The organism is Streptomyces sp. NPDC088706 (assembly GCF_044752765.1).
Taxonomy (GTDB): Bacteria; Actinomycetota; Actinomycetes; order Streptomycetales; family Streptomycetaceae; genus Streptomyces.
Genome location: NZ_JBIVLW010000020.1, coordinates 24,651 through 51,378 on the forward strand (window position 1 = coordinate 24,651; position 26,728 = coordinate 51,378).

The following is a 26,728-nucleotide window of genomic DNA, read 5'->3' on the forward strand; positions in this document are numbered from 1 at the left end:
GAGAGCGCTCTCCATCGTCGTCCGCACCGGGCGGCCGATCCGGACGAAGCGGGTCGGGCCGCCGAACCGCCGGGCGCCCAGGCCGATATCAGGCCGCCGGGAGCGGAATTCGGCCACACACCTGACGTAGGCGGCCGACTATCCTGATTCCCTTGTGATCAGTCTTCGGGGCGTCCTACGTTTGCGGCTTGCGACGTGTCCCAAAGCCTGTGGGGGAGTCAAGTCATGGCCGCGAACGGTCGGCACCGCAGATATCAGCCCAGCCGGATCAACCGTGCCTCGCTCACGGTGACCGCGGGCGGTGCGGGCATAGCGCTCCCGCTCATCACCGCGGCCTCGGCCGGAGCCGCTTCGGGGGAGGTCTGGGAGAAGGTCGCCGCCTGTGAGTCGAGCGGCAACTGGTCCATCAACACGGGCAACGGCTATTACGGCGGGCTGCAGTTCAGCGGTCCGACCTGGGCGGCCTTCGGCGGTACGCAGTACGCGCCGCGCGCCGACCTCGCCACCCGGGACCAGCAGATCGCCATCGCCGAGAGGGTGTTGGACGGCCAGGGGCCCGGAGCGTGGCCGTCCTGCTCCGTCGAAGCGGGCCTGACCCGGGGCGGGGACGCGCCCGGCACCACCCCGCAGAGCGCGGGCGACCGGCCCGTGCGGAGCGCGGCGCCGCAGAGCGCTCCCCCCCGGCAGCCGAGGGCGACCCCGGCCGCGGCGACGCCGACGCATGTACCGGGCAAGCGTGAGGCGTACACCGTCGCCGGCGGCGACTCGCTCTCGGGCATCGCGGACGCCGAACGGGTGCGGGGAGGCTGGCAGCGGCTCTACGCCGCCAACCGCACGGTCATCGGCGACAACCCCGACATGATCTTCCCCGGCCAGCGGCTGAGCCTCACACCGCGCGGCGGGGACGGGGCGAGCTCCGGCAAGCCCGCACCGCAGGAGAGCCGGAAGAAGCAGGCGGCGCCCGAGGCCGCCGAGCGGCAGGCGGGCGAGCCCCGGGCCGGGAAGCCGAAGCAGGCCGAGCCGCGCAAGGCCGAGCGGCGGGCGGCCGAGCCGAAGAGGGCGGAGCGGAAGCAGGCCGCGCCCCAGCAGAAGAAGCAGGCGCCCGCGGAACGCGCCGTGCAGCGCTCCGGCATGAGCGCCCCCGTCTCCGCCTCCACCGGCACGGCGTACCGCCAGGCCGGCTCCTGGTCCAGCGGCTATCACACGGGCGTCGACTTCCCCGTACCCACCGGCACATCGGTGAGGGCCGTGGCCTCCGGCCGGGTCGTCTCCTCCGGCTGGGCCGGGGCGTACGGCTACCAGGTCGTCATCCGCCACGAGGACGGCAAGTACAGCCAGTACGCCCACCTCTCCGCGCTACACGTGAAGGAGGGGCAATCGGTCTCCGGCGGCCAGCGGATCGCCCGCTCCGGCTCCACGGGCAACAGCACCGGCCCGCACCTGCACTTCGAGATCCGCCTCGGACCCGGCTACGGGTCGGACATCGACCCGCTGGCCTACCTCAGGGCAGGCGGCGTCAGCGTCTGAACGGTCCGCTCCTGGCGCGGGGCGGCGGCCGGCTCATTTCGCCGGTCGTGCCCCGCCCGGCGAGGACCGCCGAACCTCACGTGCGGGACGGCGCTGCCCGGCCGCAGGGGCGGAGCATACGTGGACCCGGCGACGGCCATCCCACCCCCGGACGGCGCCACCGCGCCGACGTCGCTCCCCGCCTCCGTATCCACAACGCCGTCGCTCCCCGCCTCCGCACTCACGGCGCCGGAGCTCCCCGCCTCCGCATCCACAACGCCGTCGCTCCCCGCCTCCGCACTCACGGCGCCGGAGCCCTCCGCCTCCGCGTCCACAACGCCGTCGCCCCCCGCCTCCACGACCGCACCCGCCGGCCGCGACTTCCCGACGGCCTGTTCCGCGCTCAGCCGCTCCGTCGTCAGCATGACGAGGCCGCCCGCCGCCAGCGCCCCGCAGGAGAGCGCGAGGACCGTGCCGGCCGCCCCGTGCCGGAAGTGCTCGCCGAACAGCGTGATCCCGATCGCGGCTGCCACCACCGGGTTGACCACCGTCACCGTCGCCAGCGGAGCGGCGAGCCCCGCGCCCCGGTAGGCGGCCTGGGAGAGGAGCAGGCCCGCCGCGGCGAGCCCGGCGATCACCAGCAGGGTCGGCAGCCCTGAGCGCACCGAGCCGGACGTCCACTCCATGGCCACGGTCTTGGTGAACACCGAGGCCATACCGAACGCCGTACCGGCGCCCGTGGCCAGCACCGCGCTCCGCAGCACCGGCCGGTGCACCGCCCGGGCGAGCAGTGTGAGCGCCCCCACCGCCCCGAAGGTCACCGCGGCCAGCGCCAGCTGCTCGGACCCGCCCAGGGAGCGCGGCTCGGCGCTGCCCGTGAGGGCCAGCAGCCCCACGAGACCGGCCGTCGCCATGAGCGCCCCGCGCCAGGCCCGCGCACCGGCCCCGCGCCCGACGAAGAGGGCGGCCATCGGCAGGGCGAAGACGATCGTCAGCGCACCGAGGGGCTGCACCAGGCTGAGCGGGCCGTAGGCCAAGGCCACCACGTGCAGGATCGCGCCGGCTCCGTTGAGCAGCACGGCCGCCCACCAGACCGCGTTGTGCACCAGGGCGTACGGGGAGTTGTCGCCGCGCGCGGCCACCCGCTCCTGGACGATCGCCCCGGCCGCATAGGCGACCGCGGAGACCAGTGACAGCAGCACAGACAGCGCGAGGGAACTCATGTACACCACGATGTCCTGTCCGGGGCGCCACGTCGTCGTCCTTGAGACGGCACTTCCGCGTACTGCCCCAGTAGTACGGACGGAGGGCCAAGGTCCTCCCCTCGACGGTAGTCCTGTCGCCCCCGGCCGTCAGAAGGAGCGCCCCGGCGGATACGGTGAGCGCCGGAACCGGTACCCGTGGTCGCCGTCGCCGCACGTGCTCCGGCGTCGGCCGGGCAGCGGCGGCGAGCGAGGAGCGTGGCATGGACCGGGCGCAGGCGGCATCGGTGGGCGGCTTCTTCGCGCTGCGGACCATCCCGGTCACCGGGGGCGCCCACCGGCCGCTGGCCGAGCTGTACGCGGGTGGGACGGCACCCCTGACGGCGCGGGTCGACAAGGTCGCGGTGCGGCTGGACGCCCCCGAACGCCGGGTCGCCGCCTCCATCGCCCACCTCGGCCTGGCCGCCCGGCTGTGGTCGATCGCGCTGGGCCCGGCCGCGCTCTTCGGGCGGTTCCCCGCCCTCGTACCGGACGCCCTGCACTGGGACCCGCTGCACACCTCGCCGGACGACCTCTGGATCGCCGACCCCGAGGAGCTGCCCGGAACGGCCGACCGGATCCGCGAGCAGGTCCAGTACGGGCACCTGGTGCCGCTGGCCGAAGCCGTACGGCGCGACGGGAACATCTCCCCGCAGCTGCTGTGGGGCAACGCGGGCTCCGCGCTCGCCGGGGCCGTACGCGAACTGGTCACCTGGTCGCGCGGGCAGGGCCGCCCGGATGTGGCGCGGCGGGCCCGCGCCACGGCGGCCGAACTGTTCGACCATCCCGACCTGCGCTCCACCGGCTCCCCGCACGACCCGGCATTCCGGCGGCACAGCTGCTGCCTCTACTGGCGCTGTCCGGGCGGCGGGCTCTGCGGCGACTGCGTCTTCGACCGCGTGCCGGGTGCGGCCGGGACGGGCCGGTAGCCGCCGGGGCGGTCCGCCCGGACCCGGGGAGGCGGCGGCGCGGAGGTGTCAGGAGGGCAGGGCCGCGTCTATCGCCTCGTCGACGTCCTGCCGGACGGGGATCGCGCTGTCGAGGCCGATCATGCCGATCAGCCGCTGCACGAACGGGGACGGCGCGGCGAGCCGAAGCCGGCCGCCCAGCGCGGTCTGTCCCTGGAGCAGCACGTTGACCGTGGTGGAGTCCGCGAAGCCCACGCCGGAGAGGTCCACCACGACGGGCCCGGAACCCTGTCCGGCCGCCGCGTCGAGCGCCCGGCCGAGGGGCGGGACGCTGTCGATATCGAGGTCACCCGACACGGTGAGGACCAGAGCACCCCGTTCCTGACGGGTGGTGATGGTGACTGCTCTGTCTTCGTTGGGCGGTTGCACGGAAGGCACCTCGGGCGGTTCGGGCGGATGACGGACACCGATGCGCCGGACGGGTCGGCATGTTCCGTCCCTGCTCACGGCGGGGTACAGGGATAACGATAGAAGGAACAGTTGCCATTTGACAACATTCTCCATTGGGTAACAATCTGATCCGCAACGGTTGAGGGACCAGCTGTCGGTGGTGACGCAGCGGGAGAAGCGGAAGCAGGGGCTGGATGAGGCTAGGCGCTGTCGGCGACATCATCGCGGAGCAGGGAGGCCGACGCACCCGTTTCCGGCGAGAGCCGCTCCGAAGCCGCCACGTGGAAGGCCGCGAGGCCCTCCGCGAGCGCGGCCACGGCGGCCGGTTCCATCCGGTCCAGCACGGCGCTCACCTCGCGGCCGCGCAGGGCCCGGTACTCTTCGAGGAGAGCTCGCCCGCGCAGGCTCAGCCGCAGCTCCACCTCGCGCCGGCTCGTCGGGCTGGGCGCTCGCTGGACGAGCCCCATCGCCTCCATGCGGTCGCACAGCCGGCTGACCGACGGCGCACGCGAACCCAACGCCGCGCCCAACGAACGCAAGTTGGTGCCCTCCTGCCGCTCGATCACGAGCAGAGCCCGGAGCTGGGAGGGCGAAACCGTTCCCGAAGAGGCCGCTTCCTGGCCACGACCCCAGAGCACTTCCAGCAGCTCCGAGGCCGCGGAGGCGTCGGCGGACACCTCTGCGCGGCTGCGCGGGCGGCGGGCACGGTGGGGCATCCGTCCACTCTGTCATCCGCCGGCCCCACTTGTCAGCCCGGCTCGGCCCCCTACCACGTCGCAGGACGAAGAATGCACGAGAGACCGTGAACAGAAGACCGGACATCGAGACGGCCGTCAGGGCCGCCGCTCCGCACGCGCTGCTGACGACGCTGCGCACCCTGCTGGCCGACGCCTACGGTGCCCTGGCGGTGGAGCTGCATCTGGCGGATTACGGTCTGCGAGTCCTCAAGCGCCTCGACCGGCCCGAGGGCGAGGAGGAGTCGCTCTCCCTGCACAACAGTGCCGAAGGCCGGGCCTTCGGAAGTCAGGAGCCCGGTGAACAGCAGGTCAGCCACGGCGACGCGGTCGACCACTACCTCCCGGTGACCGTACGCGGCGAACGTCTGGGCATCCTCACCGTCCGGCTGCCCGCGGTGCGGTCCCTGCCTGACACGGTGGGTGAGCTGACCCACGTGGCCGACCTGCTGGGCCACGAGATACTGGTCGCCGAGCGGGACACCGACGTCTACCAACGGGCCCGGCGCACCACCCGGCTCACCCTCGCCGCCGAGATGCAGTGGCAGCTGCTGCCCGCCCGCGCCTGCACCGCCGCCGAGTTCGCCATCGGTGCCCAGCTGGAGCCGGCGTACTCCATCCACGGGGACAACTTCGACTGGGCCGCCGACGCCGACGAGCTCACCCTCGCGGTGACCAACGGCATGGGCGAGGGCATACAGGCCTCCCTGCTGACCAACCTCGCGGTGAACGCCCTGCGCAACGCCCGCCGGGCCGGCATCGGCATCGCCGACCAGGCGGCCCTCGCCGACCAGGCGCTGTACGACCAGCACCGCGGCGCCTGCCACGTCTCCACGCTGCTGCTCCGCTTCGAGCTGGCGACCGGCCGGGTCGGAGTCGTCGACGCCGGGTCGCCACAGCTGTGGCTGCAGCGCGGGCGCACGGTCCGGCGCATGGAGCTGGAGGCCCAGCTCCCGCTGGGCATGTTCGAGGAGTCGCACTACACGGTCCAGGAGTTCCATGTGGAGCCCGGCGACCGGCTGCTGCTGCTCAGCGACGGGGTCTACGAGGCGGTGTCCCCGGCGGGGGAGACGTACGGCGAACGGGCGCTGGCCCGGGCCATCCAGTCGACGCGGCTGCTTCCGGCGGCCACCGTCCCGCGCGCGATCCTCGGTGAACTGGCCGAATACCGCGTGACGGAGTCGCTCGACGACGCGCTGGTGGTCTGCCTGGACTGGTTCGGCCGCCAGGGCGGCGACTTCGGCTGAGTCCGTGACACGACAGCTGGGACAGGAACACGACGCCCCCGCGGACGCATCGCGCGTCCACGGGGGCGTCGGCGTGCCTGAGTCAGGTGGAGAGCTGGAACTCCGCGCGGATCCGCTTGCCGACCGGCACCCGCTCGGCGGTGAGCCGGTCGCACAGGGCCACCACGATCTCCATGCCGTGCCCGCCCAGCCGGGAGGGGTCGGGGCCGTACAGCACGGGCATCGCCGTACTGCTGTCGTACACCGTGACGCTGATGAGCTGCGCGTTCCCCTCCAGCTCCAGGAGGTACGGGCCGTGGCTGTAGCGGTCGGCGTTGGTGACCAGCTCACTCACGGCCAGCATCAGGTCGCTGCGCGTGTGCTCGCCGATCGGCGCCAGACACTCCACCGCGAGACGGGTGAGGAAACGGTCCGCCAGCGCGCGCGCCAGCGCGATGCAGCCCGGTTCGCCGTCGAAGACCTCGGCGCTGAGCAGCACCTCGGTGGACCGCAGACCCTGGCCGGAGTCCTCCGGTGGTGAGGTGACCTCTGTGTTCATGTGCTCCAGCCAGGCGCCGCAGTGAGGTCGGAGACCCTGATCCGCCATTCGTCTACCCGTGTCGAAGGATCCCACTCCAGGGGATCCGGACCGATCCTACGCACGTCTGGGCAGCCGGACCACGGACACGAAGAATTCGTCGATCTGGCGTACCGCCGCGATGAACTGATCCAGGTCCACCGGCTTGGTCACGTACGCGTTGGCGTGCAGTTTGTAGCTGCGCAGGATGTCCTCCTCGGCCGAGGAGGTGGTCAGGACGACCACCGGGATGAGCGACAGCTCGGGATCGCCCTTGATCTGCTCCAGGACCTGCCGGCCGTCGTACTTGGGCAGGTTCAGGTCGAGCAGCACCAGGTCGGGGCGGGGAGCGTCGGTGTGCTCCCCGCGCCGGTAGAGGAAGTCCAGCGCCTCCTGACCGTCGCGCACGACGTGCAGGGTGTTGCGGATCTTGTTGTCCTCGAACGCCTCGCGGGTCATCAGCTCGTCGCCCGGGTCGTCCTCGACCAGGAGGACCTCGATCGGTTGTACGGGGCTGTTCACGAAGGTTCTCCCGGCTGGCTGGCGGTCAGGGCCGGAGCGGAGGGCTCGGCCGTGGTGGGCTGGGGCGCGTCGGACGCGACAGGCAGGGTGAAGTGTATGCGGGTGCCTTCGCCCGGCTCGGCGTCCAGCCAGATCCGGCCACCGTGGAACTCGATGATCTTGCGGCAGAGCGCCAGGCCGATGCCCGTGCCCTCGTACTCGTCGCGCGCGTGGAGCCGCTGGAAGATCACGAAGACCTTGTCCGCGAACTCCGGCGCGATCCCGATCCCGTTGTCCGAGACGGTCAGGTGCCAGTCCTCGCCCTCCCGCACGCAGGTGACGGTGATCCGGCACTCGGCGTCCTCCCGGCGGAACTTGACCGCGTTGCCGATGAGGTTCTGCCAGACCATCGTGAGCGCCGTGCCGTCGCCCAGGATCTCGGGCAGCTCGTCCGGCCGCTCGATCACCGCCCCGGACTCCTCCACCGCCACCGTCAGGTTGCCGAGCGCCCGGTCCAGCACCCGGCCCAGGTCGACCGGCACCCGCCCCTCGTGGACCCGGCCCACCCGCGAGAAGGTCAGCAGGTCGTTGATGAGCACCTGCATGCGCTTGGCGCCGTCCACCGCGAAGGCGATGTACTGCTTGCCCCGGTCGTCCAGCTCCTTGCCGTACCGCTTCTCCAGAAGCTGGCAGAAGGAAGCGACCTTGCGCAGCGGCTCCTGGAGGTCGTGCGAGGCGACATAGGCGAACTGCTCCAGCTCGGAGTTGGAGCGCCGCAACTCCTCCGTCTGTTCCGCGAGCAGGGTCTCGCGGCTCTGCGCCCCGCCCAGTTCGTCGACCAGCCGGCGCCGCATGTTCTCGACCGCCCCGGCCACCGCCTGGACATCGGAGGGTCCCTTGATCTCGATCCGCTGGCTGAAGGAGCCCGACCGTACGCGCTCGGAGGCGGCGCGCAACCGCTTCAGCGGAACGCCCACCAGCCGGTGGAGCAGCACGCTCACCGCCACCACGGTCAGCACGAAGAAGGCCACCAGCGCGAACAGCACCTGGTCGCGGGTGGTGCGCGCGTCGTCGAGCTCGGCCCGCAGGGTGTCCCGAGCCTCGGAGAGGTGGCTCTGCTGGGCGCCGTAGGTCCGCCGCAGGGTGTCGAAGTCCGTCTTGCTGCTCCGCAGCTGGGCGGAGATGCCGGCCGCGTTCGGCCCCTCGTCGCGGACCAGCTCCATCAGCGGCTCGGCCTTGCTCTCGCGCCACTGACGTGCGGCGGTCTCGATGGCGTCGAGATCCTCGGCGAACTGCTTCTGCCCGCCGAGCAGCTGCCGGACCTGGGCCAGCCGCTCCCGCTCGGCGGCCTTGCCCGCCTCGAAGGGTTCGAGGAACGAGTCGTCGCCGGTCAGCGCGAACCCCCGGACCCCGGTCTCCTGGTCCAGCAGGGCGTTCTGCAGCTGGAAGGAAGCCGACCGGGCCGGCTGTATTCGGTCCACCAGCTCGGTCGTACGGTCGGACATCCGGGCCAGCACCAGCCCGCCGACCACCAGACAGCCGCAGACGACCACGACGAATCCGCCGAGGATCAGGTGCACCCAGTTCTGTACCGAGAGCCGTGCGGCCGTGCCGACGGGTGCCGGGTCCGTCTCGGTGTCCGTACGCGCGGACTGTTCCGTACTCATGAGATTTCCGATCCCCAGCCCAGATGCAGGACGGCCACATCGTCCGCCAGTCCGCCGTAGGGGGCGGCTCCCTCGGCGGCTCCCGCCACCAGTGCGTCGACGAACCGGCGACCCGGCAGATGCCCGTAGACCTGAGCCATCGCCAGCAGCCCGTCCTCGCCGAGCCGGCTGTCCGGGCCGTCGCGCCCCTCGAACAGTCCGTCGGTGAAGAGTACGAGACCGTCACCGGGTACCAGCGGCAGGTCGACCGTCGGCCACCGGCCCATTCCGGGCAGCAGCCCGAGCGCCATGCCGCCCTCCGGCTCCACCCACCGCACGTCCCGGCTCCGGCGCAGCAGCAGGCCGGGGTGTCCCGCCCGGACGATCTGCGCGCTGTGCCCGTCGGGCGCGAAGACCACGGAGGTCACCGTGGCGAAGACATGCGAGTCCGCCCGCTCGGCGACCAGGATCTCCTCCAGGAGCTCGATCTGCTCCAGGTGGGAGGTCCCGCACAGCACGGCGGTACGCCAGGCGACCCGGAGGCAGACCCCCAGCGCCGCCTCCGCCGCGCCGTGCCCCGAGACATCGCCGATCACCGCGTGCACCGCTCCGTCGGCGGTCTGCACGACGTCGTAGAAGTCACCGCTCAGCAGCCCGTGGACGCGCCCGGGTTCGTACCGGGCGCGCGCCTGGAACCGGTCGTCCCGCAGCAGCGGGACGGGCAGCAGCCCGCGCTCCAGCCGGGCGTTCTCCTGCGCGATCAGCTGATTGGACCGCAGCGCCGCCGCGGCCCGCTCGACCTCCTTGCGCTGGAGGGCGTAACGGATCGCCCGCGACAGCACCTCGGGGTCCAGCCTGCCCTTGACCAGATAGTCCTGGGCACCTCCGGCGACCGCCCGCAGCCCCGTGCCCGACTCGTCGAGACCGGTGAGGACGACGATCGCGGCATCGCTGTCGGACTCCAGGATCTGCCGTACGGCGTCCAGTCCATGGACGTCCGGCAGGTGCAGGTCGAGCAGGACGCAGACCGGGGTGGCGCAGGTGCGCAGGAAGGCGCGGGCCTCGGCCAGCGTCTTGCACCAGGTGAGGGCGGAGTCCAGCTCGCTGTCGGCGAGCATCTCCTCGACCAGCAGCGCGTCACCCGCGTCGTCCTCCACCAGGAGGATGGTGGCGTCGACGTTCCACAGGAGGGAGCCGGGGGAGGAGTCGCCGGTGACCTCCTGCTGTGCGGGGATGCCGGCGGTGCCCACAGGTTTGAGAGACATGCCCATGGGTGACTCGGCCAACCCCTCCACCCCCCTCGTGCGGCCGGGCTCGGAGCGGCCGGCCGATCGTCGGGAAGCATATGTGATCGGCGGCTCCGGCAGATGCCGCGGGCCGCCGCTCGGACAGGAAGCGGCCGGGCACCCAGAAGGGTGCCCGACCGGGCGAACGGCTGACCGCCGGGGAAGGAAGGCCCCGGTCAGCTAGGGGAAAATGTGCGCGGGCTCACGCCTCCACGCTCATCCCCTTGCGCAGTTGCTTGACGATCCGGGTCAGCAGCCGCGACACGTGCATCTGGGAGACACCCAGCTCCGCACCGATCTGCGCCTGCGTCATCTCCGCCCCGAACCGCATCTGGACGATCCGGCGCTCCCGGTCGTCCAGCTGCTCCAGCAGCGGCGCCAGGGTGTGCAGGTTCTCGACGGTCTCCATGGCCGGGTCCAGCTCGCCGAGCACATCGGCGTACGCGCGCTGCTCCTGCCCGGAGTCGCTGTCCGCCGAAGGGGTGTCGAGCGAGCCCGCCGAGTAGCCGTTGGCGGCCACGAGCCCCTCGATGATCTCCTCCTCGGGCAGGTCGAGGTGGGCGGCGAGCTCCTTGACCGTGGGGTCGCGGTCGAGCTCGGCGGAGAGCTGCTCCTTCGCCTTGGCGAGGTCGACCCGCAGCTCCTGGAGGCGGCGCGGCACGTGCACGGACCAGGTGGTGTCACGGAAGAAGCGCTTGATCTCGCCCACGATGTACGGGACGGCGAACGTGGCGAACTCCACCTCGCGGGAGAGGTCGAAGCGGTCGATCGCCTTGATCAGACCGATCGTGCCGACCTGGATGATGTCCTCGGTGTCGTCGCCGCCGCGGTTGCGGAACCGGGACGCCGCGAAACGGACCAGCGAGAGGTTCATCTCGATCAGGGTGTTGCGGGCGTACTGGTACTCGTGGGTGCCCTCCTCCAGAACCTGGAGGCGGTCGAAGAAGACCTTCGACAGGGCCCGCGCGTCCTTGGGGGCGACCTTTCCGGCGTCCTCGACCCAGGGCAGTTCCTCGGTGCCGACGTCGGTCCGGGTGCCTACCAGGTCGTCGCTCAGCGGCGCCGTCGCTCCGGTGGCTCTCACAGACATCGCCGTCATGGTGTCACCCTCCCTGCTGCCCAATGTGTCGGACGGTCGCCTTCCCGGCCATGCGGAAGTCATGCCTGCCATTTCGAGAAAGTTTTCCGGGCCTCCCCACGGGGGGTCCGGGCCTGCGGTCCGGCCCGAACGGAGCAGCCTCGCGCGCATGGCAAACTTGACCGGGGTGTTGAGGCCTGCGGTGACCCCTGACCCGCGGGGATGAGGATGACAGAGGAACGGCAATGACGGTGACAGAGGACAGCCCGGAGCTCGCTCCCGGAATCGACGAGTTCGGTCCCGGTATCGACCCGGAGCGACTGGCCGTCTGCCTGAGCGTGCTGGACGAGCTCGACGACATCGAGGTCGACCACCCGGACGCCATCGCCGTCCGCCGCGCCACCGCCGGGATCTACCGCACCGTGAAGCAGCGCCGCCGCCAGGAGCGCCGGGCCGCGAAGACCGCCCACGACCGCGCCGTCACCGAGGCGACCGCGACCGGCTCGGCCGAGCGCATCGACGACGAGACGCAGGGCGTCCTGCCGTCCTCCTCCGCGCAGGCCGAGATCGCGGGGATACTCCAGCGCCCCCGGTCCTGCTACATCTGCAAGACCCGGTACGTAGAGGTGGACGCGTTCTACCACCAGCTCTGCCAGGCCTGCGCCAGGGACAACCGCGCCCGCCGCGACGCCCGCACCGACCTCACCGGCCGCCGGGCGCTGCTCACCGGCGGCCGGGCCAAGATCGGCATGTACATCGCGCTGCGGCTGCTGCGCGACGGCGCGCACACCACCATCACCACCCGCTTCCCCAACGACGCCATCCGCCGCTTCAAGGCGATGGAGGACAGCGACGAGTGGATCCACCGGCTGAAGATCGTCGGCATCGACCTCCGTGACCCGGCCCAGGTCGTCGCGCTGGCCGACTCCGTCGCCGCCGAGGGCCCGCTCGACATCCTCATCAACAACGCCGCCCAGACGGTCCGCCGCTCCCCACAGGCCTACAGCGAGCTCGTCAGTGCCGAGTCCGCTCCGCTGCCCGCGGGCGCGCTGCCCGCCGCCGAGGTCATCGGCACCTTCGGCAGCGGCACCGTCGACCGGGTTGCCGCCCTGCCCGCCCCACGCAAGGAGGGCCTCAGCGCCCAGGAGGTCACCGGCCTCGCGCTGGTCACCGGCTCCGCCTCCCCGGCCCGGATCGCCGCGGGCACCGCGATCGACGCGGGCGGGCTCGTCCCCGACCTGCACGACACCAACAGCTGGGTCCAGACCGTGGAGGACGTCGAGCCGATCGAACTCCTCGAGGTCCAGCTCTGCAACTCCACGGCGCCGTTCATCCTGATCAGCCGGCTCCGCCCGGCGATGGCCGCGACCGCCGCCAAGCACTCCTACGTCGTCAACGTCTCCGCGATGGAAGGCGTCTTCAGTCGGGGCTACAAGGGTGCGGGCCACCCGCACACCAACATGGCCAAGGCCGCGCTCAACATGCTGACGCGCACCAGCGCCCAGGAGATGTTCGAGAAGGACGGCATCCTGATGACGGCCGTGGACACCGGCTGGATCACGGACGAGCGGCCGCACCCGGACAAGATGCGGCTGGCCGAGGAGGGCTTCCACGCCCCGCTGGACCTCGTCGACGGCGCCGCCCGTGTCTACGACCCGATCGTGCGCGGCGAGGGCGGCGAGCCGCTCTACGGCTGCTTCCTCAAGGACTACGCCCCCGCGAACTGGTGACCCGGCACTCCCGGGCGTAACCCGACCGGCTCAACCGGAACCGCACCTTCCGTGCGAAGGCCGCAGACCCGGCCCAGGATGAATCCTGGGCCGGGTTTTCGTTGCCCGGAGTGGCCGAAAGTGACCCACTGCACACGTTCTATCGAGCGCGGAGCCGCTCATTTGGTTACTCTGAGGCGAACGGACGCCATCGAGGAGCCCACGAAGGTTCCCCGACCGTCCCGGGACAGGTCTGCAACCCGACCGCCGTCCCGCCCCGACACGGCGCCACCGCGACCGACATATCCCCATCCCTGCCCCGTACGGGGCGGTCGAGCTCCGGCGTCGCAGCCGGAGCGTCGGCGACGCCCTGGGTGACGCGACACAGAGGAGTGCGCGGTGACGACACCAGAACTGACGATGAGCGAGAAGCGACCCGCCGAACGGTACGGGGAGCGGACCGCCAGACCCGAGAAGCTGCGGAACATCGAGGTGTGGGCCAGGTCCGCACCGATCCGACTGGCCGGTTACGAGGACGACCTCGCCGAACCGCACATCCTGCCCGGCATCGACTGACCGCCCCGGCTGAGCGTTCAGCGCTGCTCACGGCCCGTGTCCCGGCCCTCCCGCTCCGGCGGGAGCGGCCGGGACACGGGCCGCATGAACTCCCGGACGAAGGTGCGGTCCCACCAGTTCCCGGTGGCCCGCAGCTCCCGCGGCTCGGTGAACCGGTAGTGGTAGACCCGGGCGCGCACGTGCGCCGGCGGGGCGCCCGGGAACGGGTTGTGCGCGAGCAGCCGGAGCGTGTCCCGGTCGCCGCGCAGCAGCCGCTCGGTGAACGGGCCGAACCAGGAGCGCGCGTACGCCGGAGAGAGCGCCGCGAACCACATCATCCAGTCCAGCCGCAGGTGGTACGGGGCGAAGGGGCGTGGCAGCCGCCCCACATCGCTCGGTTTGCCGCGGAATCCGTACTCCCGCCAGTCGGCGCCGTCGTCCGCGACCGGATCGGCCGTGCCCTCCACCACGACTTCCAGCCGCATTCTGCTGATGGAACCGAACGCGCCATAGGTGTTGACGAGGTGCAGGGGGTCGAAGGAGCGGTTCATCACCTGCCGGCGCGAGAGCAGGTTGCGCGCGGGGCGGTAGCTGAGCGCCAGCACCAGGGCCGTCACCGCGAGCACGACCACCTCGTACCAGAGCGGTGGCGCGGCCAGGGCGGCCGGCTGTCCGGTGAGCGGGGTCCAGTCGATCACGGAGAGCGCCAGGGCGATGGTCAGCCAGTTCAGCCAGGCGAAGTTGCCCGACAGGACGAGCCAGAGCTGGGTGAGCACCATCAGGGCGGCTGCCGCGCTCGCCACCGGCTGCGAGGTGAACAGCAGGAAGGGGACCAGCAGCTGGGCGACATGGTTGGCGGCCACCTCGACCCGGTGCACCGGGCGTGGCAGATGGTGGAAGAACCAGCTGAGCGGCCCCGGCATCGGCTGGGTCTCGTGGTGGAAGTCGAGGCAGGTCAGCTTCCGCCAGCACTCGTCGCCGCGCATCTTGATGAGCCCGGCGCCGAACTCCAGCCGGAACAGGAGCCACCGCAGCAGCCAGAGCACCAGCACCGGCGGCGCGGTGTCCCCCGTACCGAGAAAGATGGCGAGGAACCCCGTCTCCAGGAGCAGCGACTCCCAGCCAAACCCGTACCAGACCTGCCCGACCTGGACGATCGACAGGTACAGCACCCAGGGCAACGCCCACAGCAGCATCCCGCCCCAGAGCGGAAGGTGACCGTCCAGCCCCGCGATCAGGGCCACCGAGACCGCGCAGCCGCCCCAGGCGACGGCGGCGAACAGCCGGTCGGAGTAGGACAGCCGGAACAGGCCCGGCGCCGCCCTCCAGGGGGTGCGCCGAAGCAGTTCCGGTACGGGCAGCATGCCGCGCTCGCCGATCAGCGCCCGGAACTGGAGGGCGGCGGAGAGGAAGGCGACCAGGTAGATCACGGCCAGCGTCCGCTGGAAGATCAGCCTGCTCAGCCAGTAACCGTCGGCGGAGAACCACTCCATCCCTGCCAGTATCGGCCGGAGTCCGGTTCGAGCGCGCGCCGTCAGCCCTCGGCGACGAGCCGGCGCAGCGTCCGCCCCAGCCGGCGCGCGTACCAGAGCTGCACGGGGGGCACGAGCGGCCCCGCGAGCCGGGTGTACCAGGCGGCGGGGCGGGAGAACGCCATGACCGTGAACCAGACCGTGCCGTCGTCCGCCAGATCGACCACGAAGCACTCCTCGCCGTTCTCCGGGTGCCCGGCCAGGGTGCCGTAGCCGAATCCGGTACGGCCCTCCTCCCCGTACGCCGTCCAGATCACCTCGCACGTGGCGGCCAGGCGCAGAGGCCCCACGCCGAGCGCCATCCTGACGGTGCCGCCGGGCTCCGCCCGCCGGGCCGAGGCCTCCACACGGGTGCCCGCGGCCCGGTGCATCCGCCACTCGGTCACCGCCGCTCCCGCCGCCGCGAAGTAGTCCGCGCCCCGGCCGACCCGGGTGCGGTGGCGCAGGTGGTGGTAGCCCTCGGGGAGCGGGCCGAGCCGGGTGGCACCGACCTCTGGATAGGTGAGCGTGCTCATGCTGTCCTGCTTTCCAGGTGGGACGGGTGGGACGGGTGGGACGGGTGGGACGGGTGGGACGGGTGAGTGGTACGGATGCGCCGCCAGGCGAGCAGCGAGCACGGGGCGAAGCCCAGCGCGTTGCCCAGGCCGTGGGTGGCGGCCATCCAGGTCAGGGTGGGGTGGGGCAGTCCGGTCGCCTCGCCGACCGCCCAGCTCAGGGCGAGCCCCCGGCAGACGAGACCGGCCACCAGGGCGGCGGTGAAACCGGCGAAGGGGAAGTGGGGCACGGTCAGGGCGAGGATGCCCAGCTCGAAGCCGAACAGTTCGTGGCCCGAGCGCTCCGCGACCAGGGCGAGTGCGGCGACGGCCGGGGTGACGAGCGCGGTGAGGAGGGCGATTCCGGCGGGGGAGAGGTCCCGGCCGCGGACCGCTCGGCGCGGCGCGTGGAGGGCGAGGAGGGCGGCGCCCAGCGCGTAGCAGGCGCCGAGCGCGGTTGCGGTGGGGCCGCGCTCCCACCAGAGGGCCACCGCACCGGGCGCGGCGGAGAGGGGCCAGAGCCTGCGGATCCGGTCCAGCTCGCGCAGTCCGGTCAGCCGCAGCCCTGCCGGGACGACGACGAACATGCCGACCATCACGATCGCGTTGACCAGTACGGTCACGGCGCCACTCCCGGCTTTGAACGCGTTCAACTCCTGTGGTGAGGGTAGAGGTTTTCTTGAACGCGTTCAAGGTGCTGCTCCCGGAGGGGTGTCCGCTTGCGGGCGGGCAACGCATACGGCACAGATGGTGACGATCCATTCGTTTCGCCATGGACAGGCAGGAGAGCCCCGTGCGCTCACCCAGACGTATCCGGCGCGCTGTGCTCGCCGCGCTGTCCGCCGGGGTCCTGCTGGCCGTCGCCGGCTGCGACAGTGCCGGGGACAGGACCACGAAGGGCACCACCGGCATCGCGGAGGCCAAGGACATCCTCCTCCTGCCGTCGGCCGAGCCCGGCCCGGGACCCTTCACGAGATCGACGGTGCGGGCGGCGCCCTCGCCGTCCCCCACCCGTTCGCCGCTGGACGGCGGAGGGTCCGCCACCCGGACGGTCCACCGGGTCTCGGGCGCCGTCCCCGGGCTCTACGGCGGCGTCCGGTCCGAGGCCGCCTGCGATGTCGGACAGCAGGCCCGGCTGCTCACCGCCGACCAGGACAAAGGGCGCGCCTTCGCAAGAGCGGCGGGTGTCGAGGCCGTACAGATCCCGGGCTATCTGCGCTCACTCACCCCGGTGGTCCTGCGCGCCGACACCCAGGTCACCGACCACAGCTACGGTGCCGGCGCCGCCACCGCCTTCCAGGCCGTGCTCCAGGCGGGCACCGCCGTCCTGGTCGACAGCAGGGGGCTGCCGCGGGTCCGCTGCGCCGGCGGCAACCCGCTGGACGAGCCGGTGCTCACGAAGGGGAAGGTCACCTATCGCGGGGAGCGCTGGCCGGCTTACGACCCCGCGCGGATTCTGGCGATCGAGCCCAGTGTGCAGCCGGTCACCGACCTGGTCATCGTGGACACCACGGACAACAACTGGATCGAGCGGACGGTCGGCGACGACGGCGGACGCGACCGGACCCCGGAGGATCCCCCGCCCTTCGAGCCCAGCGAGGACCTGCTCTTCCCGGGGCCGGGCCGCCCCTCCGAGCCCGCACCGCCGGACGCCACCCCGTCGGCTCCCGCCCCGGCCGAGCCGGAGGAGTGCCCGGGGCCCATGGACGACCCCGCCGAGCCGCCCCCCGGGTGCCCGCCGCCCATGGAGCCCGACCCCGGCACCGAGCCGCCGGAGGACTTCGACGGCATGCCGACCGACGAGCCCTGGGAGCTGGAGGAGGACGGGTCGGACGTGGTGCCGGAGCCGACCCAGGTCTTCCCCGACGACCTCTATGATCCCGATGGGTACGAGGAGTTCGAGGAGGTCGAGGAGGTCGAGGAGGTCGAGGAGTTCGACGGGTTCGAGGAGCCGGTGGACTCCGGCGTTCCGGAGCCCTTCGCCGGCTGACCGGCCGCGCCCGCACCTCCGCCGGCCCGTGCGACGCCGTCTCCGGGCGACGTGCGGATCACTCGAAGAATCGGACAAATAATGGCAGAGTGGCCCACATGGATGATCGGGTAGCGGGTGCCCTGTCACTCCCGGACGACTGGCCCGCCCACCCGGACCTCAGCCTCGCCCTGAACCGTATGGGCAGCTTCGACTGGGATCTGGACACCGGCCTCATGCACATGGACCGGCCCGCCCTCGACGTGTTCGACCTGACCCCCGACGAGTACGACAACCACCCCGCCTCCCTCGCCCGCCGCGTGCCGACCGACGAGGCGCAGCGCCTGGACGGGATGGTCTCGCAGGCCCTCAAGAGCGGCCGCACCAACTACGGCGCCTACTTCCGCATCCAGCGCCGCGACGGCACCCTGCGCTGGACCCACACCCAGGGCTTCGTCCGACGGGACGCGACCGGCCGGCCCCGCCGCATCATCGGGATCGTCCGCGACGCCACCCAGGAGCTCGCCGAATCCTCCGCCCGGCAGGATCTGGACGTGGAGCGGCGCCGGCGCACCAGCCTGGTGGAAGGCACCACGGCGTCCCTGGCTCACGCCCGTACGGTCAAGGACGTCATCGCGGTCCTGAAGAACTCCCAGGGCCTCGCTCATCTGGGCGCCACCAGCCTCGTCATGGGTCTGCTGGAGTCCGGCCGCATCCACCTCGTCGCCGACGGCCCCGAAGGCGCCCACGTTCCCGGCACCCGGTTCACCCGGGTGGACGAGCAGTACCCGATGAGCGAGGTCGTGCGCACGCTCACCCCTCGCTTCATCGAGTCCGCCGAGGACTTCGCCACCTCCTACCCGGTCCTTTGGCCCGGCATCAGCCGCCTCGGCATCACCTCGGCCGCCTACATGCCGCTGATCGCACAGGCCCGCCCGATCGGAGCACTCGGCCTGCTCTACCGCGACAAGGCGGGCTTCACCCCCGACGAGCGCAACCTGCTCGTGGCGCTCGGCACATCGATCGCCCAGAGCCTCCAGCGGGCGATGCTCTACGAGCAGGAGCACGACCTCGCCGAGGGGCTCCAGCAGGCCATGCTGCCGCGCCGGATCCCCGCCGTCCCCGGGGCGCAGGTCGCCGTCCGCTACCGCTCGGCCCGGCTCGGACGGGACATCGGCGGCGACTGGTACGACCTGATCCCGCTGCCCGGCGGACGGGTCGGCGCCGTCATCGGGGACGTACAGGGGCATGACACCCACGCCGCCGCTGTCATGGGACAGCTGCGGATCGTGCTGCGCGCCTACGCCGCCGAGGGGCACAGTCCCGCCACCGTCATGGCGCGCGCCTCCGTCTTCCTCCACGAGCTGGACACCGACCGCTTCGCCACCTGCACCTATGCCGAGGTCGACCTGACCACCGGGGTCGTCCAGGTGGTCCGCGCCGGCCATGTCGACCCGCTGCTGCGGGACGTGGACGGGAGCTGCTCCCGGATGCCGGCCGAGGGCGGGCTGCCCTTGGGCCTCTCCGCGGAGTTCGGCCGGCTGGAGTACCCGGTCTCCACGGCGGAGCTGGACCCGGGCCAGACGATGATCCTGTTCACCGACGGCCTGGTGGAGCTGCCCGGCTCCGATCTCGACGAGGGCATGCAACTGCTGACCACGCTGGTCTCCAACGGCCCCCCGGACCTCCAGAAGCTGGCCGACGACCTCTGCGATGCCGTCGACGTGCGCGGCGGCCAGGACGACGTGGCACTCCTGCTGCTCCGCCGCCGGGCCGCCCAGGCTCCCCAGCCCGGTGGCCGGCTCCAGCAGCACGTCGCCCAGAACGACCCCGAGGCGCTCAGCTCGGCCCGGCACATGATCCGGGCGGCGGTACGCGCCTGGGGGGCGAAGGGGCGGGCCGACGAGATCGAACTGGCCGCCGACGAGCTGGTCACCAACGCGCTGATGCACACCGACGGCGGGGCGGTCGTGACGATCCGAGTGATGGTCGGGTCCGAGCGGCGGCTGCGGGTCGACGTGGAGGACCGCTCCAGCGCCCTGCCCCGGCGCCGCGACGCGGGGGAGTGGGGGGTCTCGGGGCGCGGGCTGATGCTCGTCGACCGGCTGGCCGAGGTCTGGGGCGTGGAGCCCCGGGGCAGCGGCAAGTGCGTGTGGTGCGAGTTCCTGATCCCCGAGCGTTCCTGATCGGCCGGGAAGTGTGCACCGAGCCCTGCTGTAACAGTACGTAACATGTCCGTACTTGACCGTAACCGACCGCAAAGGATTGACTGCGGAGGTACGGCCGTTCCGCCCCCGACGACATGAGGCCCCTGTTGGGTACCGAACTCCTGGCCCCGCTCGACCTGGCCTTCTGGCACCTCGAATCCGACGCCCACCCCATGCACCTGGGCGCGCTCGCCGTCTTCGCCCCGGCGCCCGGTGTCACCCCGCGCCACGTCCTGGACCTGCTCCGCACCCGCGCCGCCGCGATCCCCCGGCTGCGGATGTGCGTACGGGACGTCCTGCTGCCGGTCGGCGGGGCGGCCTGGACGGTGGACAAGGACTTCGACGTGCACCGGCACGTGCGCCGCGTCACCGTGGATGACGGCGACTTCACGGCCGGGGCCACCCGGCTGGCCGGCGAGCTGATGGAACAGCCCCTGGGCCGCGGGCTGCCGCCCTGGCAGATGTATCTCATCGGCGGCGCCGACGACGGGCCCTTCGCCGTACTGGTCAAGCTGCACCACGCGCTGGCCGACGGGATGCGGGCGGTCGCCATCGGGGCCGGGATCTTCGACGAGATCGCCGCCACCACGGCCCGGTCCGCCGCCCGCGGCCGACCCGTCGTCCCGCCCCGCTCCTGGCTGCCCGACCCCCGTGAAGTGGCGGGCATGGCGCTCGGCCGGATCGGCGAGGTCGGCCGGGCCCTGGGCGTGGGCGCCTCCGTCGTCCGCGCGGGCCGCCTGGACCCGCGCCCGGCCTCCGCCCTCACCGCGCCCTCCAGTGGCACCCGCCGCCTGGCCACCGCGGACCTGGACGCCACGGACCTCCAGCGGATCCGGCGGGCCGAGGGCGGCACCGCCAACGACGTCCTGCTCGCCGTGGTCGCCGGGGCCCTGCGCCGCTGGATGGCGGAGCGCGGCGAGCCGCCGGCCGGCACCGACCCGCGCGCCCTGGTGCCCGTCTCCCGGCGCGGGTCCGGCGGCACGGTGACCGGAAACCGGCTCTCCGGCTACCTCCTGGACCTGCCGGTCGGCGCGGCCGACCCCCGCGAACGGCTCCGGACCGTCCGGGCCGCGATGAACCGCAGCAAGGCGGCCGGCCCCCTGAAGGGTGCCGGTGCCGTCGCCGTACTCGCCGACCAACTGCACCCGCTGGCCCACCGGTTCGGCGCGCCCCTGGCGGCGAACGCCGCCCGTATGCTCTTCGACCTGCTGGTCACCAGCGTCCCGCTGCCGCGCTCCGCGCTCTCGCTCGGCGGATGCCCGCTGAGCGCGCTCTACCCGATGGCGCCGCTGGCCCGCGGGCAGTCGCTGGCCGTCGCCCTGTCGGCGTACGGCGGCCGGGTGCACGTAGGTCTGGTGGCGGACGGCAAGGCGCTGTGGGACCTGGACCGGCTGGCCGAGGCGGTCCAGGAGGAGTTCGAGGAGCTCCGGGAGCTGGTGACCGGCGGCCGGGTGGCGGCACCGGGGTCCTGAGCGCCCGGTCCACCCGACGGTGCCGGGAACGGCGTCCTGACAGGCAGCGCCGGGCGGCCTGCGGCAGGCTGGTGCCATGCCGGAACTGCCCGAAGTCGAAGCCCTGCGGGTCTTCCTCGACGACCGCCTGGTCGGCAAGGAGATCGCCCGCGTCCTCCCGCTGGCGATCAGCGTCCTGAAGACGTACGACCCGCCGCTGACCGCCCTCGACGGCACGAGCGTCACCTCGGTGGCCCGCCACGGCAAGTTCCTCGACATCGGGGCGGGCGGGCTGCACCTCTGCACCCACTTGGCGCGGGCGGGCTGGCTCCGCTGGAAGGACTCCTTCCCGGCCACCCCGCCGCGCCCCGGCAAGGGCCCGCTCGCCCTGCGTCTGGTGACGGTGGACGGCGACGGCTTCGACCTCACCGAGATGGGCACCAGGAAGCGCCTCTCCGTCCACCTCGTGCGCGACCCGATGGACGTCCCCGGCATCGCCCGCCTCGGTCCCGACCCGCTCGCCGACACCTTCGACCGGGACACGTTCGCCGGAATCGTCGGCGGGGCGCGCCGCCAGATCAAGGGCGCGCTGCGCGACCAGTCGCTCATCGCGGGCATCGGCAACGCCTACAGCGACGAGATCCTGCACGCGGCGAAGATGTCCCCGTTCAAGCGGACCGCCGACCTCGACGAGGACGACATCACCCGCCTCCACACCGCGCTGCGCACCACACTCAAGGACGCCGTGGACCGTACCGGCGGAGTGGAGGCCGGCAAGCTCAAGTCCGAGAAGAAGGGTGGGATGCGGGTCCACGGGCGTGCGGGGGAGGCCTGCCCGGTCTGCGGCGACACCATCCTGGAGGTCTCCTTCAGCGACTCCTCGCTCCAGTACTGCCCCACCTGCCAGACCGGCGGCAAGCCCCTGGCGGACCGGCGGCTGTCGAAATTCCTGAAGTGAGACCCGGGGCCGCTCACCGCTCCACCGTCACCAGCCGCCGCCCGCCCGCCGTCCGCACCTCGAAACGGTCGATGCCCTCCGGCCGCAGCGCCGACCCGCCCTCCACCTCCACCAGGCCGTCCCCCGCACCCCCGGCCGACCAGCTGCTGACCGTCTCCTCGCTGCCGTCCCGGCCCACCGCGACCAGCGCGCACACGCCGACGGCCGGCACCCCGACGACCTCCAGCGCCACCGCCGTCCCCCACTCGTGCCCCGCCGCCGTCACCACCGCGGCCGCCCCCGACACCGGGTCCGCGCCCACCCACCGCTGCACCCGCACCCCGCCTCCCGGACCGCCGGTGCCGCCCGAGGAATCCGCCGCCGCCAACGGGCCGCCCACCGCAAGCACCACCGCGGCCGCCACCAGCGCGAGCCGCCGCCTGCCCGCCCTGCGCCGCCCCGCCGCCACCGCCTCCGCGAGCCGGTCCGCGAGCCCGGACCCCGGCCGCACCACCGGCCCGGCCGCCGCCAGCCGGGCCGCCACCCGGGCCATCTCGCGCGCCAGGGCACGGCACTGCGGACACTCCTCCAGATGCTCCTCGAACCGGAAGGCGTCGGCCCTCCCGAGCACGCCCAGGGCATAGGCCCCCACCCGGATGTGGGGCTCGGTCGTCTGCATGTACTGCGGTACGGGAACAAGCCGGGAATCACTCACGCCATCGTGCCCCGCAGCCCCTAAACTCCGGGCTCATGCTGCGCGTACTCGCCGTCGACGACGAACCCCCCGCCCTGGAGGAACTCCTCTTCCTCCTGCGCGCCGACCCACGCGTCCGCAGCGCCGAAGGAGCCACCGGGGCGACCGAGGCGCTGCGCCGTATCGGCAGCGCGGTGGAGGCGGGCCCCGACGACCCGTCCGCGATCGACGTGGTCTTCCTCGACATCCACATGGCGGGTCTGACCGGCCTCGACGTCGCCCAGCTCCTCGCCGGATTCGCCGCGCCCCCGCTCATCGTCTTCGTCACCGCGCACGAGGGCTTCGCCGTGCACGCCTTCGACCTCAAGGCCGTCGACTACGTCCTCAAACCGGTCCGCCGCGAACGGCTCGCCGAGGCCGTGCGGCGGGTCGCCGAGCAGGTGGGGGAGCGGTCCGCCCCGGTCAACGACACCGGCAGCGACCAGATCCCGGTCGAGCTCGGCGGGGTCATCCGCTTCATCCCGATCGACGAGATCGCGTACGCCGAGGCGCAGGGCGACTACGCCCGGCTGCACACCGCGACCGGCAGCCACCTCGTCCGCATCCCGCTCACCACCCTGGAGGAGCGCTGGCGCTCGCGCGGCTTCGTCCGCATCCACCGCCGCCACCTCGTGGCGCTGAGCCGGATCGACGAGCTGCGGCTCGACGCCGGGAGCATGAGCGTACGCGTCGGAGAGGCCGAGCTGGCCGTCAGCCGCCGCCACACCCGGGCCCTGCGCGATCTGCTGATGCGCCAGGGCGGCCGCTGAGAAAGGCCCGCCGATACGCCCGTGACCTGGGCGTCTCCCGGAGATCCCTTCCCAGCACCGTCCCCCGCCGCCTACACTCCGAGCCCATGTCACCGGAGAGCGCACCCCGGCGCGAAGTCGTCACGGGAGAGCCCCGCCGGGTGCGTCCGCTGCCCCGCTACCGCACCCAGTCGGAGATCGAGGAGCAGACCGCCCTCGGCGGCGCCTACGTCCGCTCGCTGATGCGCGGCCAGCTCCGCGCCGGACTCACCGTCTTCGCGGTGCTCGCCCTCGTCGCCGGCACGCTGCCGCTCCTGTTCGCCGCCCTGAACAGCGCCGCCCTGGTCTGGGCGGTCCTCGGCTTCGCCACCTACCCCCCGCTCACCCTGGCCGCCTGGTGGTACGTGCGCAGGGCGGAACGCAACGAGCGCGACTTCGCCCGGCTGGTGGAGGGCCGTCCCGCACCGTGAGCGCCCCCGACCACACGGCGTCCTGGGTGGCGGTCGCCCTCGTCGTCCTCGCCACCGTCCTCGTCGGCGGCTTCGGCCTGCGCATCTCCCGTACGACCTCCGACTTCTACGTCGCCTCCCGGACCGTGCGGCCCCGGCTCAACGCCGCCGCGATCAGCGGGGAGTACCTCTCCGCCGCCTCCTTCCTCGGCGTCGCGGGCCTGGTCCTGCTGCACGGCCCGGACATGCTCTGGTACCCGGTCGGCTACACCGCCGGCTACCTGGTGCTGCTGGTCTTCGTCGCCGCGCCGCTGCGCCGCTCGGGGGCGTACACCCTGCCGGACTTCGCCGAGGGGCGGCTCGAATCGCTCCACGTCCGGCGCCTGGTCAGCATCCTGGTGGTCGGCGCCGGCTGGCTCTACCTCGTCCCGCAGCTCCAGGGCGCCGGGCTGACGCTCAAGATCCTCACCGGGGCGCCCGGCTGGCTCGGCGACGTCCTCGTGGCGACCGTGGTGATGGTCGCCGTCGCGGCGGGCGGGATGCGCTCCATCACCTTCGTCCAGGTCTTCCAGTACTGGCTGAAGCTGACCGCGCTGCTGGTCCCCGCCCTCTTCCTGGTCCTCGCCTGGCAGGGCGAGGGCCGGCCCCGGGTCAGCTTCGACGACCAGTTCGCCGTCTTCCGCGCCGACCACCCGCTCTACGCCACGTACGGACTCATCGTGGCGACCTTCCTCGGCACCATGGGCCTGCCGCATGTCGTCGTCCGCTTCTACACCAGCCCCAACGGCCGCGACGCCCGCCGCACCACCGTCGCCGTCCTCGCCCTGGTCGGCCTCTTCTATCTGCTGCCGCCCGTCTACGGAGCGCTCGGCCGGCTGTACGCCCCCGAACTGCGCCACGGGGGCGACGCGGACGCGGCCGTCCTGCTGCTGCCCGCCCGGGTCATCGGCGGGCTCGGCGGCGATCTGCTCGGCGCGCTGGTCGCGGGCGGGGCGTTCGCCGCGTTCCTCTCTACCGCCTCCGGGCTGACCATGGCGGTCGCCGGGGTCATCACCCAGGACGTGCTGCCCTCGCGCGGCGTACGCCACTTCCGGCTCGCCACCGTTCTCGCCATCGCCGTGCCGCTCGCCGGTTCGCTGCTGGTCAGCCGGGTGCCGGTGGCCGACGCGGTGGGCATGGCGTTCGCCGTCTCCGCTTCCTCGTTCTGCCCGCTGCTCGTCCTTGGCATCTGGTGGCGACGGCTGACCCCGCCGGGCGCGATCGCGGGACTCCTGCTCGGCGGCGGGTCCGCGCTCCTCGCCGTGGCGATCACGGTGAGCGGGGCCGTCACCCCGCCCGGCTGGCCGCACGCCCTGCTCGCCTGGCCCGCCGTCTGGTCCGTCCCGGTCGGGTTCCTCGCGATGATCCTGGTCTCGCTCGCGACGCCGGGGCGGATACCGCCGGGCACCAACGCCGCCATGACCCGCTTCCACCTGCCCGAGGCGCTGGCCTCGGCGCGCGCCGCCGGGAGGGAACGATGACGGGGGCCTCGGTCGCCGTCCTCGTCGTCCTGGTGGCGCTGCTGCTCGGAACCGGCTTCCTGCTGGGCCGCCGCACCGCCCGCCCGGTGCGCCCGAGCGATGTCGGCACTCCCGTCGAACACGCCACCTTCGAGACCCTGCACACCGCCTCCCTCGCCGCGCCCCCGCTACGGGCCGGCCTCACCGAGGAGAGCGCCCGGCGCTCGGCCCGCCGGCTGCGCTCCCTGCTCGGCACCGACGCCCTCTGCCTCACCGACCGGGAACGCGTCCTGGTCTGGGACGGCGCCGGACACCATCACGGCAAGGACGTGATGGGCCACATCGAGGAGTTGCTGGAGGGCGGGCGCGGCGCCGCCTTCGACAGCGGCTGCGCCGACCTCGACTGCCCCCTGCGCTGGGCGGTCGCCGTCCCGCTCACCGTCGAGAACCGGGTCCTGGGCGCGCTCGTCGCCTACGCCCCGCGCGAGTCGGCGGTACTGGCCCGGGCGGCGGGGGAGGTGGCGCGCTGGGTCTGCGTACAGCTGGAACTGGCCGAGCTGGACCGCTCCCGTACACAGCTCATCGAGGCCGAGATCAAGGCGTTGCGGGCGCAGATCTCCCCGCATTTCGTCTTCAACTCCCTCGCCGCCATCGCCTCGTTCGTCCGCACCGACCCCGAGCAGGCGCGCGAACTGCTCCTGGAGTTCGCCGACTTCACCCGCTACTCCTTCCGCCGGCACGGCGAGTTCACCACCCTGGCCGACGAACTGCACTCCATCGACCAGTACTTGGCACTGGTCCGGGCCCGCTTCGGTGAACGGCTCTCCGTCACCCTCCAGGTCGCCCCCGAGGTGCTGCCGGTCGCCCTGCCGTTCCTCTGCCTCCAGCCGCTGGTGGAGAACGCGGTCAAGCACGGTCTGGAGGGAGCCGCCACCCCGCCCCGCGAACGGCCTGCGGACACCCCGTTCCGGATCACCATCAGCGCGCTCGACGCCGGATCGGAGGCCGAGGTCGTGATCGAGGACGACGGCACCGGCATGGACCCCGAACGGCTGCGGCGGATCCTGCGGGGCGAGGTCACCGCCTCCACCGGCATCGGCCTGCTCAACGTGGACGAGCGGCTGCGCCAGGTGTACGGGGACGGGTACGGGCTCGTCGTCGAGACCGGGATCGGCGCGGGCATGAAGATCACGCTCCGGCTGCCCAAGTACCGTGCGGGAGTGCACGGTTCGTAGGACCCGCTCCGTCCCCG

25 protein-coding genes are annotated in these 26,728 nt (G+C 72.6%); 13 read left to right on the top strand and 12 right to left on the bottom strand.

The features are described 5' to 3' along the window. Nucleotides 1-225: 225 nt before the first annotated feature. Nucleotides 226-1,527 carry a transglycosylase family protein gene (locus ACIQAK_RS29605; RefSeq protein WP_366389321.1) on the top strand — a complete coding sequence of 434 codons (1,302 nt, stop codon included), beginning with the start codon at nucleotides 226-228 and terminating at the stop codon, nucleotides 1,525-1,527. Here ACIQAK_RS29605 and ACIQAK_RS29610 read toward each other — a convergent pair. Continuing rightward, nucleotides 1,497-2,738 carry a DMT family transporter gene (locus ACIQAK_RS29610; RefSeq protein ID WP_401849395.1) on the bottom strand — a complete coding sequence of 414 codons (1,242 nt, stop codon included), beginning with the start codon at nucleotides 2,736-2,738 and terminating at the stop codon, nucleotides 1,497-1,499. The genes ACIQAK_RS29605 and ACIQAK_RS29610 overlap by 31 nt on opposite strands. Nucleotides 2,739-2,971: 233 nt before the next feature. Between ACIQAK_RS29610 and ACIQAK_RS29615 the strand changes: the two genes are divergently transcribed. After that, complete coding sequence (locus ACIQAK_RS29615; protein WP_366389319.1) at nucleotides 2,972-3,676, top strand: (2Fe-2S)-binding protein; 705 nt, start codon at nucleotides 2,972-2,974, stop codon at nucleotides 3,674-3,676. Nucleotides 3,677-3,724: 48 nt separating this feature from the next. Here the strand turns inward: ACIQAK_RS29615 and ACIQAK_RS29620 are convergent, their stop codons facing one another. Both ACIQAK_RS29620 and ACIQAK_RS29625 read right to left on the bottom strand, forming a co-directional pair. Next, on the bottom strand, nucleotides 3,725-4,093 hold the full coding sequence (locus ACIQAK_RS29620; protein ID WP_366389318.1) for an STAS domain-containing protein: 369 nt from the start codon (nucleotides 4,091-4,093) through the stop codon (nucleotides 3,725-3,727). Between the two features lie 212 nt (nucleotides 4,094-4,305). Next, the gene (locus ACIQAK_RS29625; RefSeq protein WP_366389317.1) at nucleotides 4,306-4,821 is read right to left on the bottom strand and encodes a MarR family transcriptional regulator; all 516 of its coding nucleotides are present in this window, start codon (nucleotides 4,819-4,821) and stop codon (nucleotides 4,306-4,308) included. An 86-nt stretch (nucleotides 4,822-4,907) separates the two neighbouring features. Here ACIQAK_RS29625 and ACIQAK_RS29630 point away from each other — a divergent pair, with 86 nt between their 5' ends. Then, nucleotides 4,908-6,086 (top strand): PP2C family protein-serine/threonine phosphatase, encoded by a 1,179-nt coding sequence (locus tag ACIQAK_RS29630; RefSeq protein WP_366389316.1) that lies wholly within the window; start codon nucleotides 4,908-4,910, stop codon nucleotides 6,084-6,086. An 82-nt stretch (nucleotides 6,087-6,168) separates the two neighbouring features. Here the strand turns inward: ACIQAK_RS29630 and ACIQAK_RS29635 are convergent, their stop codons facing one another. The 5 genes from ACIQAK_RS29635 to ACIQAK_RS29655 all read right to left on the bottom strand — a co-directional run bounded on the left by ACIQAK_RS29635 (nucleotide 6,169) and on the right by ACIQAK_RS29655 (nucleotide 11,174). Continuing rightward, entirely contained in the window at nucleotides 6,169-6,624 is a 456-nt protein-coding gene (locus ACIQAK_RS29635) for an ATP-binding protein (protein ID WP_366389315.1), read from the bottom strand. Nucleotides 6,625-6,720: 96 nt separating this feature from the next. After that, nucleotides 6,721-7,164: a response regulator gene (locus ACIQAK_RS29640; RefSeq protein ID WP_366389314.1), complete on the bottom strand. Its 444-nt coding sequence runs from the start codon at nucleotides 7,162-7,164 to the stop codon at nucleotides 6,721-6,723. After that, nucleotides 7,161-8,810: an ATP-binding protein gene (locus tag ACIQAK_RS29645; protein ID WP_366389313.1), complete on the bottom strand. Its 1,650-nt coding sequence runs from the start codon at nucleotides 8,808-8,810 to the stop codon at nucleotides 7,161-7,163. Before ACIQAK_RS29645 ends, ACIQAK_RS29640 begins: the two co-directional genes overlap by 4 nt. Beyond that, nucleotides 8,807-10,039 (bottom strand): SpoIIE family protein phosphatase, encoded by a 1,233-nt coding sequence (locus ACIQAK_RS29650; protein WP_366389367.1) that lies wholly within the window; start codon nucleotides 10,037-10,039, stop codon nucleotides 8,807-8,809. Before ACIQAK_RS29650 ends, ACIQAK_RS29645 begins: the two co-directional genes overlap by 4 nt. A gap of 238 nt (nucleotides 10,040-10,277) precedes the next feature. Continuing rightward, nucleotides 10,278-11,174, bottom strand: a complete 897-nt coding sequence (locus ACIQAK_RS29655) for an RNA polymerase sigma factor SigF (protein WP_366389312.1) — start codon at nucleotides 11,172-11,174, stop codon at nucleotides 10,278-10,280. A gap of 224 nt (nucleotides 11,175-11,398) precedes the next feature. Between ACIQAK_RS29655 and ACIQAK_RS29660 the strand changes: the two genes are divergently transcribed. Next, entirely contained in the window at nucleotides 11,399-12,883 is a 1,485-nt protein-coding gene (locus tag ACIQAK_RS29660) for an SDR family NAD(P)-dependent oxidoreductase (RefSeq protein ID WP_366389311.1), read from the top strand. 378 nt (nucleotides 12,884-13,261) lie between these two features. Next, nucleotides 13,262-13,438, top strand: a complete 177-nt coding sequence (locus tag ACIQAK_RS29665) for a hypothetical protein (RefSeq protein ID WP_366389369.1) — start codon at nucleotides 13,262-13,264, stop codon at nucleotides 13,436-13,438. A gap of 17 nt (nucleotides 13,439-13,455) precedes the next feature. On the opposite strand, the gene ACIQAK_RS29670 is transcribed toward ACIQAK_RS29665, so the two are convergent. The 3 genes from ACIQAK_RS29670 to ACIQAK_RS29680 are packed head-to-tail and all read right to left on the bottom strand — an operon-like array spanning nucleotide 13,456 to nucleotide 16,105. After that, a complete protein-coding gene (locus tag ACIQAK_RS29670; protein ID WP_366389310.1) occupies nucleotides 13,456-14,910 on the bottom strand; it encodes a lipase maturation factor family protein in 1,455 nt (484 codons plus the stop codon). Nucleotides 14,911-14,951: 41 nt separating this feature from the next. Next, on the bottom strand, nucleotides 14,952-15,464 hold the full coding sequence (locus tag ACIQAK_RS29675; RefSeq protein ID WP_366389309.1) for a DUF1990 domain-containing protein: 513 nt from the start codon (nucleotides 15,462-15,464) through the stop codon (nucleotides 14,952-14,954). Next, nucleotides 15,461-16,105, bottom strand: coding sequence for a YndJ family transporter (locus ACIQAK_RS29680; RefSeq protein ID WP_366389308.1), 645 nt, complete (start codon nucleotides 16,103-16,105; stop codon nucleotides 15,461-15,463). The genes ACIQAK_RS29675 and ACIQAK_RS29680 overlap by 4 nt, the downstream gene beginning before the upstream one ends. 170 nt (nucleotides 16,106-16,275) lie before the next feature. Here ACIQAK_RS29680 and ACIQAK_RS29685 point away from each other — a divergent pair, with 170 nt between their 5' ends. From ACIQAK_RS29685 to ACIQAK_RS29700, 4 genes are all read left to right on the top strand, one after another. Further along, complete coding sequence (locus ACIQAK_RS29685; RefSeq protein ID WP_366389307.1) at nucleotides 16,276-17,472, top strand: DUF6777 domain-containing protein; 1,197 nt, start codon at nucleotides 16,276-16,278, stop codon at nucleotides 17,470-17,472. Between the two features lie 98 nt (nucleotides 17,473-17,570). Next, a complete protein-coding gene (locus tag ACIQAK_RS29690) occupies nucleotides 17,571-19,637 on the top strand; it encodes a SpoIIE family protein phosphatase (RefSeq protein WP_366389306.1) in 2,067 nt (688 codons plus the stop codon). A gap of 128 nt (nucleotides 19,638-19,765) precedes the next feature. Then, nucleotides 19,766-21,130, top strand: a complete 1,365-nt coding sequence (locus ACIQAK_RS29695; RefSeq protein WP_366389305.1) for a wax ester/triacylglycerol synthase family O-acyltransferase — start codon at nucleotides 19,766-19,768, stop codon at nucleotides 21,128-21,130. Between the two features lie 76 nt (nucleotides 21,131-21,206). Beyond that, a complete protein-coding gene (locus ACIQAK_RS29700; RefSeq protein ID WP_366389304.1) occupies nucleotides 21,207-22,067 on the top strand; it encodes a DNA-formamidopyrimidine glycosylase family protein in 861 nt (286 codons plus the stop codon). A 13-nt stretch (nucleotides 22,068-22,080) separates the two neighbouring features. Here the strand turns inward: ACIQAK_RS29700 and ACIQAK_RS29705 are convergent, their stop codons facing one another. Further along, a complete protein-coding gene (locus tag ACIQAK_RS29705; protein ID WP_366389366.1) occupies nucleotides 22,081-22,725 on the bottom strand; it encodes a zf-HC2 domain-containing protein in 645 nt (214 codons plus the stop codon). 71 nt (nucleotides 22,726-22,796) lie between these two features. Between ACIQAK_RS29705 and ACIQAK_RS29710 the strand changes: the two genes are divergently transcribed. The 4 genes from ACIQAK_RS29710 (at nucleotide 22,797) to ACIQAK_RS29725 (ending at nucleotide 26,711) form a co-directional block, all read left to right on the top strand. Then, nucleotides 22,797-23,549: a LytTR family DNA-binding domain-containing protein gene (locus ACIQAK_RS29710; protein ID WP_366389303.1), complete on the top strand. Its 753-nt coding sequence runs from the start codon at nucleotides 22,797-22,799 to the stop codon at nucleotides 23,547-23,549. Nucleotides 23,550-23,635: 86 nt separating this feature from the next. After that, complete coding sequence (locus tag ACIQAK_RS29715; RefSeq protein WP_366389302.1) at nucleotides 23,636-23,998, top strand: hypothetical protein; 363 nt, start codon at nucleotides 23,636-23,638, stop codon at nucleotides 23,996-23,998. After that, nucleotides 23,995-25,497, top strand: coding sequence for a cation acetate symporter (locus tag ACIQAK_RS29720; RefSeq protein ID WP_366389301.1), 1,503 nt, complete (start codon nucleotides 23,995-23,997; stop codon nucleotides 25,495-25,497). The genes ACIQAK_RS29715 and ACIQAK_RS29720 overlap by 4 nt, the downstream gene beginning before the upstream one ends. Further along, the gene (locus ACIQAK_RS29725) at nucleotides 25,494-26,711 is read left to right on the top strand and encodes a histidine kinase (RefSeq protein ID WP_366389300.1); all 1,218 of its coding nucleotides are present in this window, start codon (nucleotides 25,494-25,496) and stop codon (nucleotides 26,709-26,711) included. Before ACIQAK_RS29720 ends, ACIQAK_RS29725 begins: the two co-directional genes overlap by 4 nt. The last annotated feature ends 17 nt before the right edge of the window (nucleotides 26,712-26,728 follow it).

Coding starts and splice junctions, on each gene's coding strand:
- ACIQAK_RS29670 (WP_366389310.1), bottom strand. CDS start 14,910: ATGGAGTGGTTCTCCGCCGACGGTTACTGGCTGAGCAGGCTGATCTTC.
- ACIQAK_RS29725 (WP_366389300.1), top strand. CDS start 25,494: ATGACGGGGGCCTCGGTCGCCGTCCTCGTCGTCCTGGTGGCGCTGCTG.
- ACIQAK_RS29615 (WP_366389319.1), top strand. CDS start 2,972: ATGGACCGGGCGCAGGCGGCATCGGTGGGCGGCTTCTTCGCGCTGCGG.
- ACIQAK_RS29625 (WP_366389317.1), bottom strand. CDS start 4,821: ATGCCCCACCGTGCCCGCCGCCCGCGCAGCCGCGCAGAGGTGTCCGCC.
- ACIQAK_RS29715 (WP_366389302.1), top strand. CDS start 23,636: ATGTCACCGGAGAGCGCACCCCGGCGCGAAGTCGTCACGGGAGAGCCC.
- ACIQAK_RS29655 (WP_366389312.1), bottom strand. CDS start 11,174: ATGACGGCGATGTCTGTGAGAGCCACCGGAGCGACGGCGCCGCTGAGC.
- ACIQAK_RS29605 (WP_366389321.1), top strand. CDS start 226: ATGGCCGCGAACGGTCGGCACCGCAGATATCAGCCCAGCCGGATCAAC.
- ACIQAK_RS29700 (WP_366389304.1), top strand. CDS start 21,207: ATGCCGGAACTGCCCGAAGTCGAAGCCCTGCGGGTCTTCCTCGACGAC.
- ACIQAK_RS29675 (WP_366389309.1), bottom strand. CDS start 15,464: ATGAGCACGCTCACCTATCCAGAGGTCGGTGCCACCCGGCTCGGCCCG.
- ACIQAK_RS29635 (WP_366389315.1), bottom strand. CDS start 6,624: ATGAACACAGAGGTCACCTCACCACCGGAGGACTCCGGCCAGGGTCTG.
- ACIQAK_RS29705 (WP_366389366.1), bottom strand. CDS start 22,725: ATGCAGACGACCGAGCCCCACATCCGGGTGGGGGCCTATGCCCTGGGC.
- ACIQAK_RS29710 (WP_366389303.1), top strand. CDS start 22,797: ATGCTGCGCGTACTCGCCGTCGACGACGAACCCCCCGCCCTGGAGGAA.
- ACIQAK_RS29645 (WP_366389313.1), bottom strand. CDS start 8,810: ATGAGTACGGAACAGTCCGCGCGTACGGACACCGAGACGGACCCGGCA.
- ACIQAK_RS29660 (WP_366389311.1), top strand. CDS start 11,399: ATGACGGTGACAGAGGACAGCCCGGAGCTCGCTCCCGGAATCGACGAG.
- ACIQAK_RS29690 (WP_366389306.1), top strand. CDS start 17,571: ATGGATGATCGGGTAGCGGGTGCCCTGTCACTCCCGGACGACTGGCCC.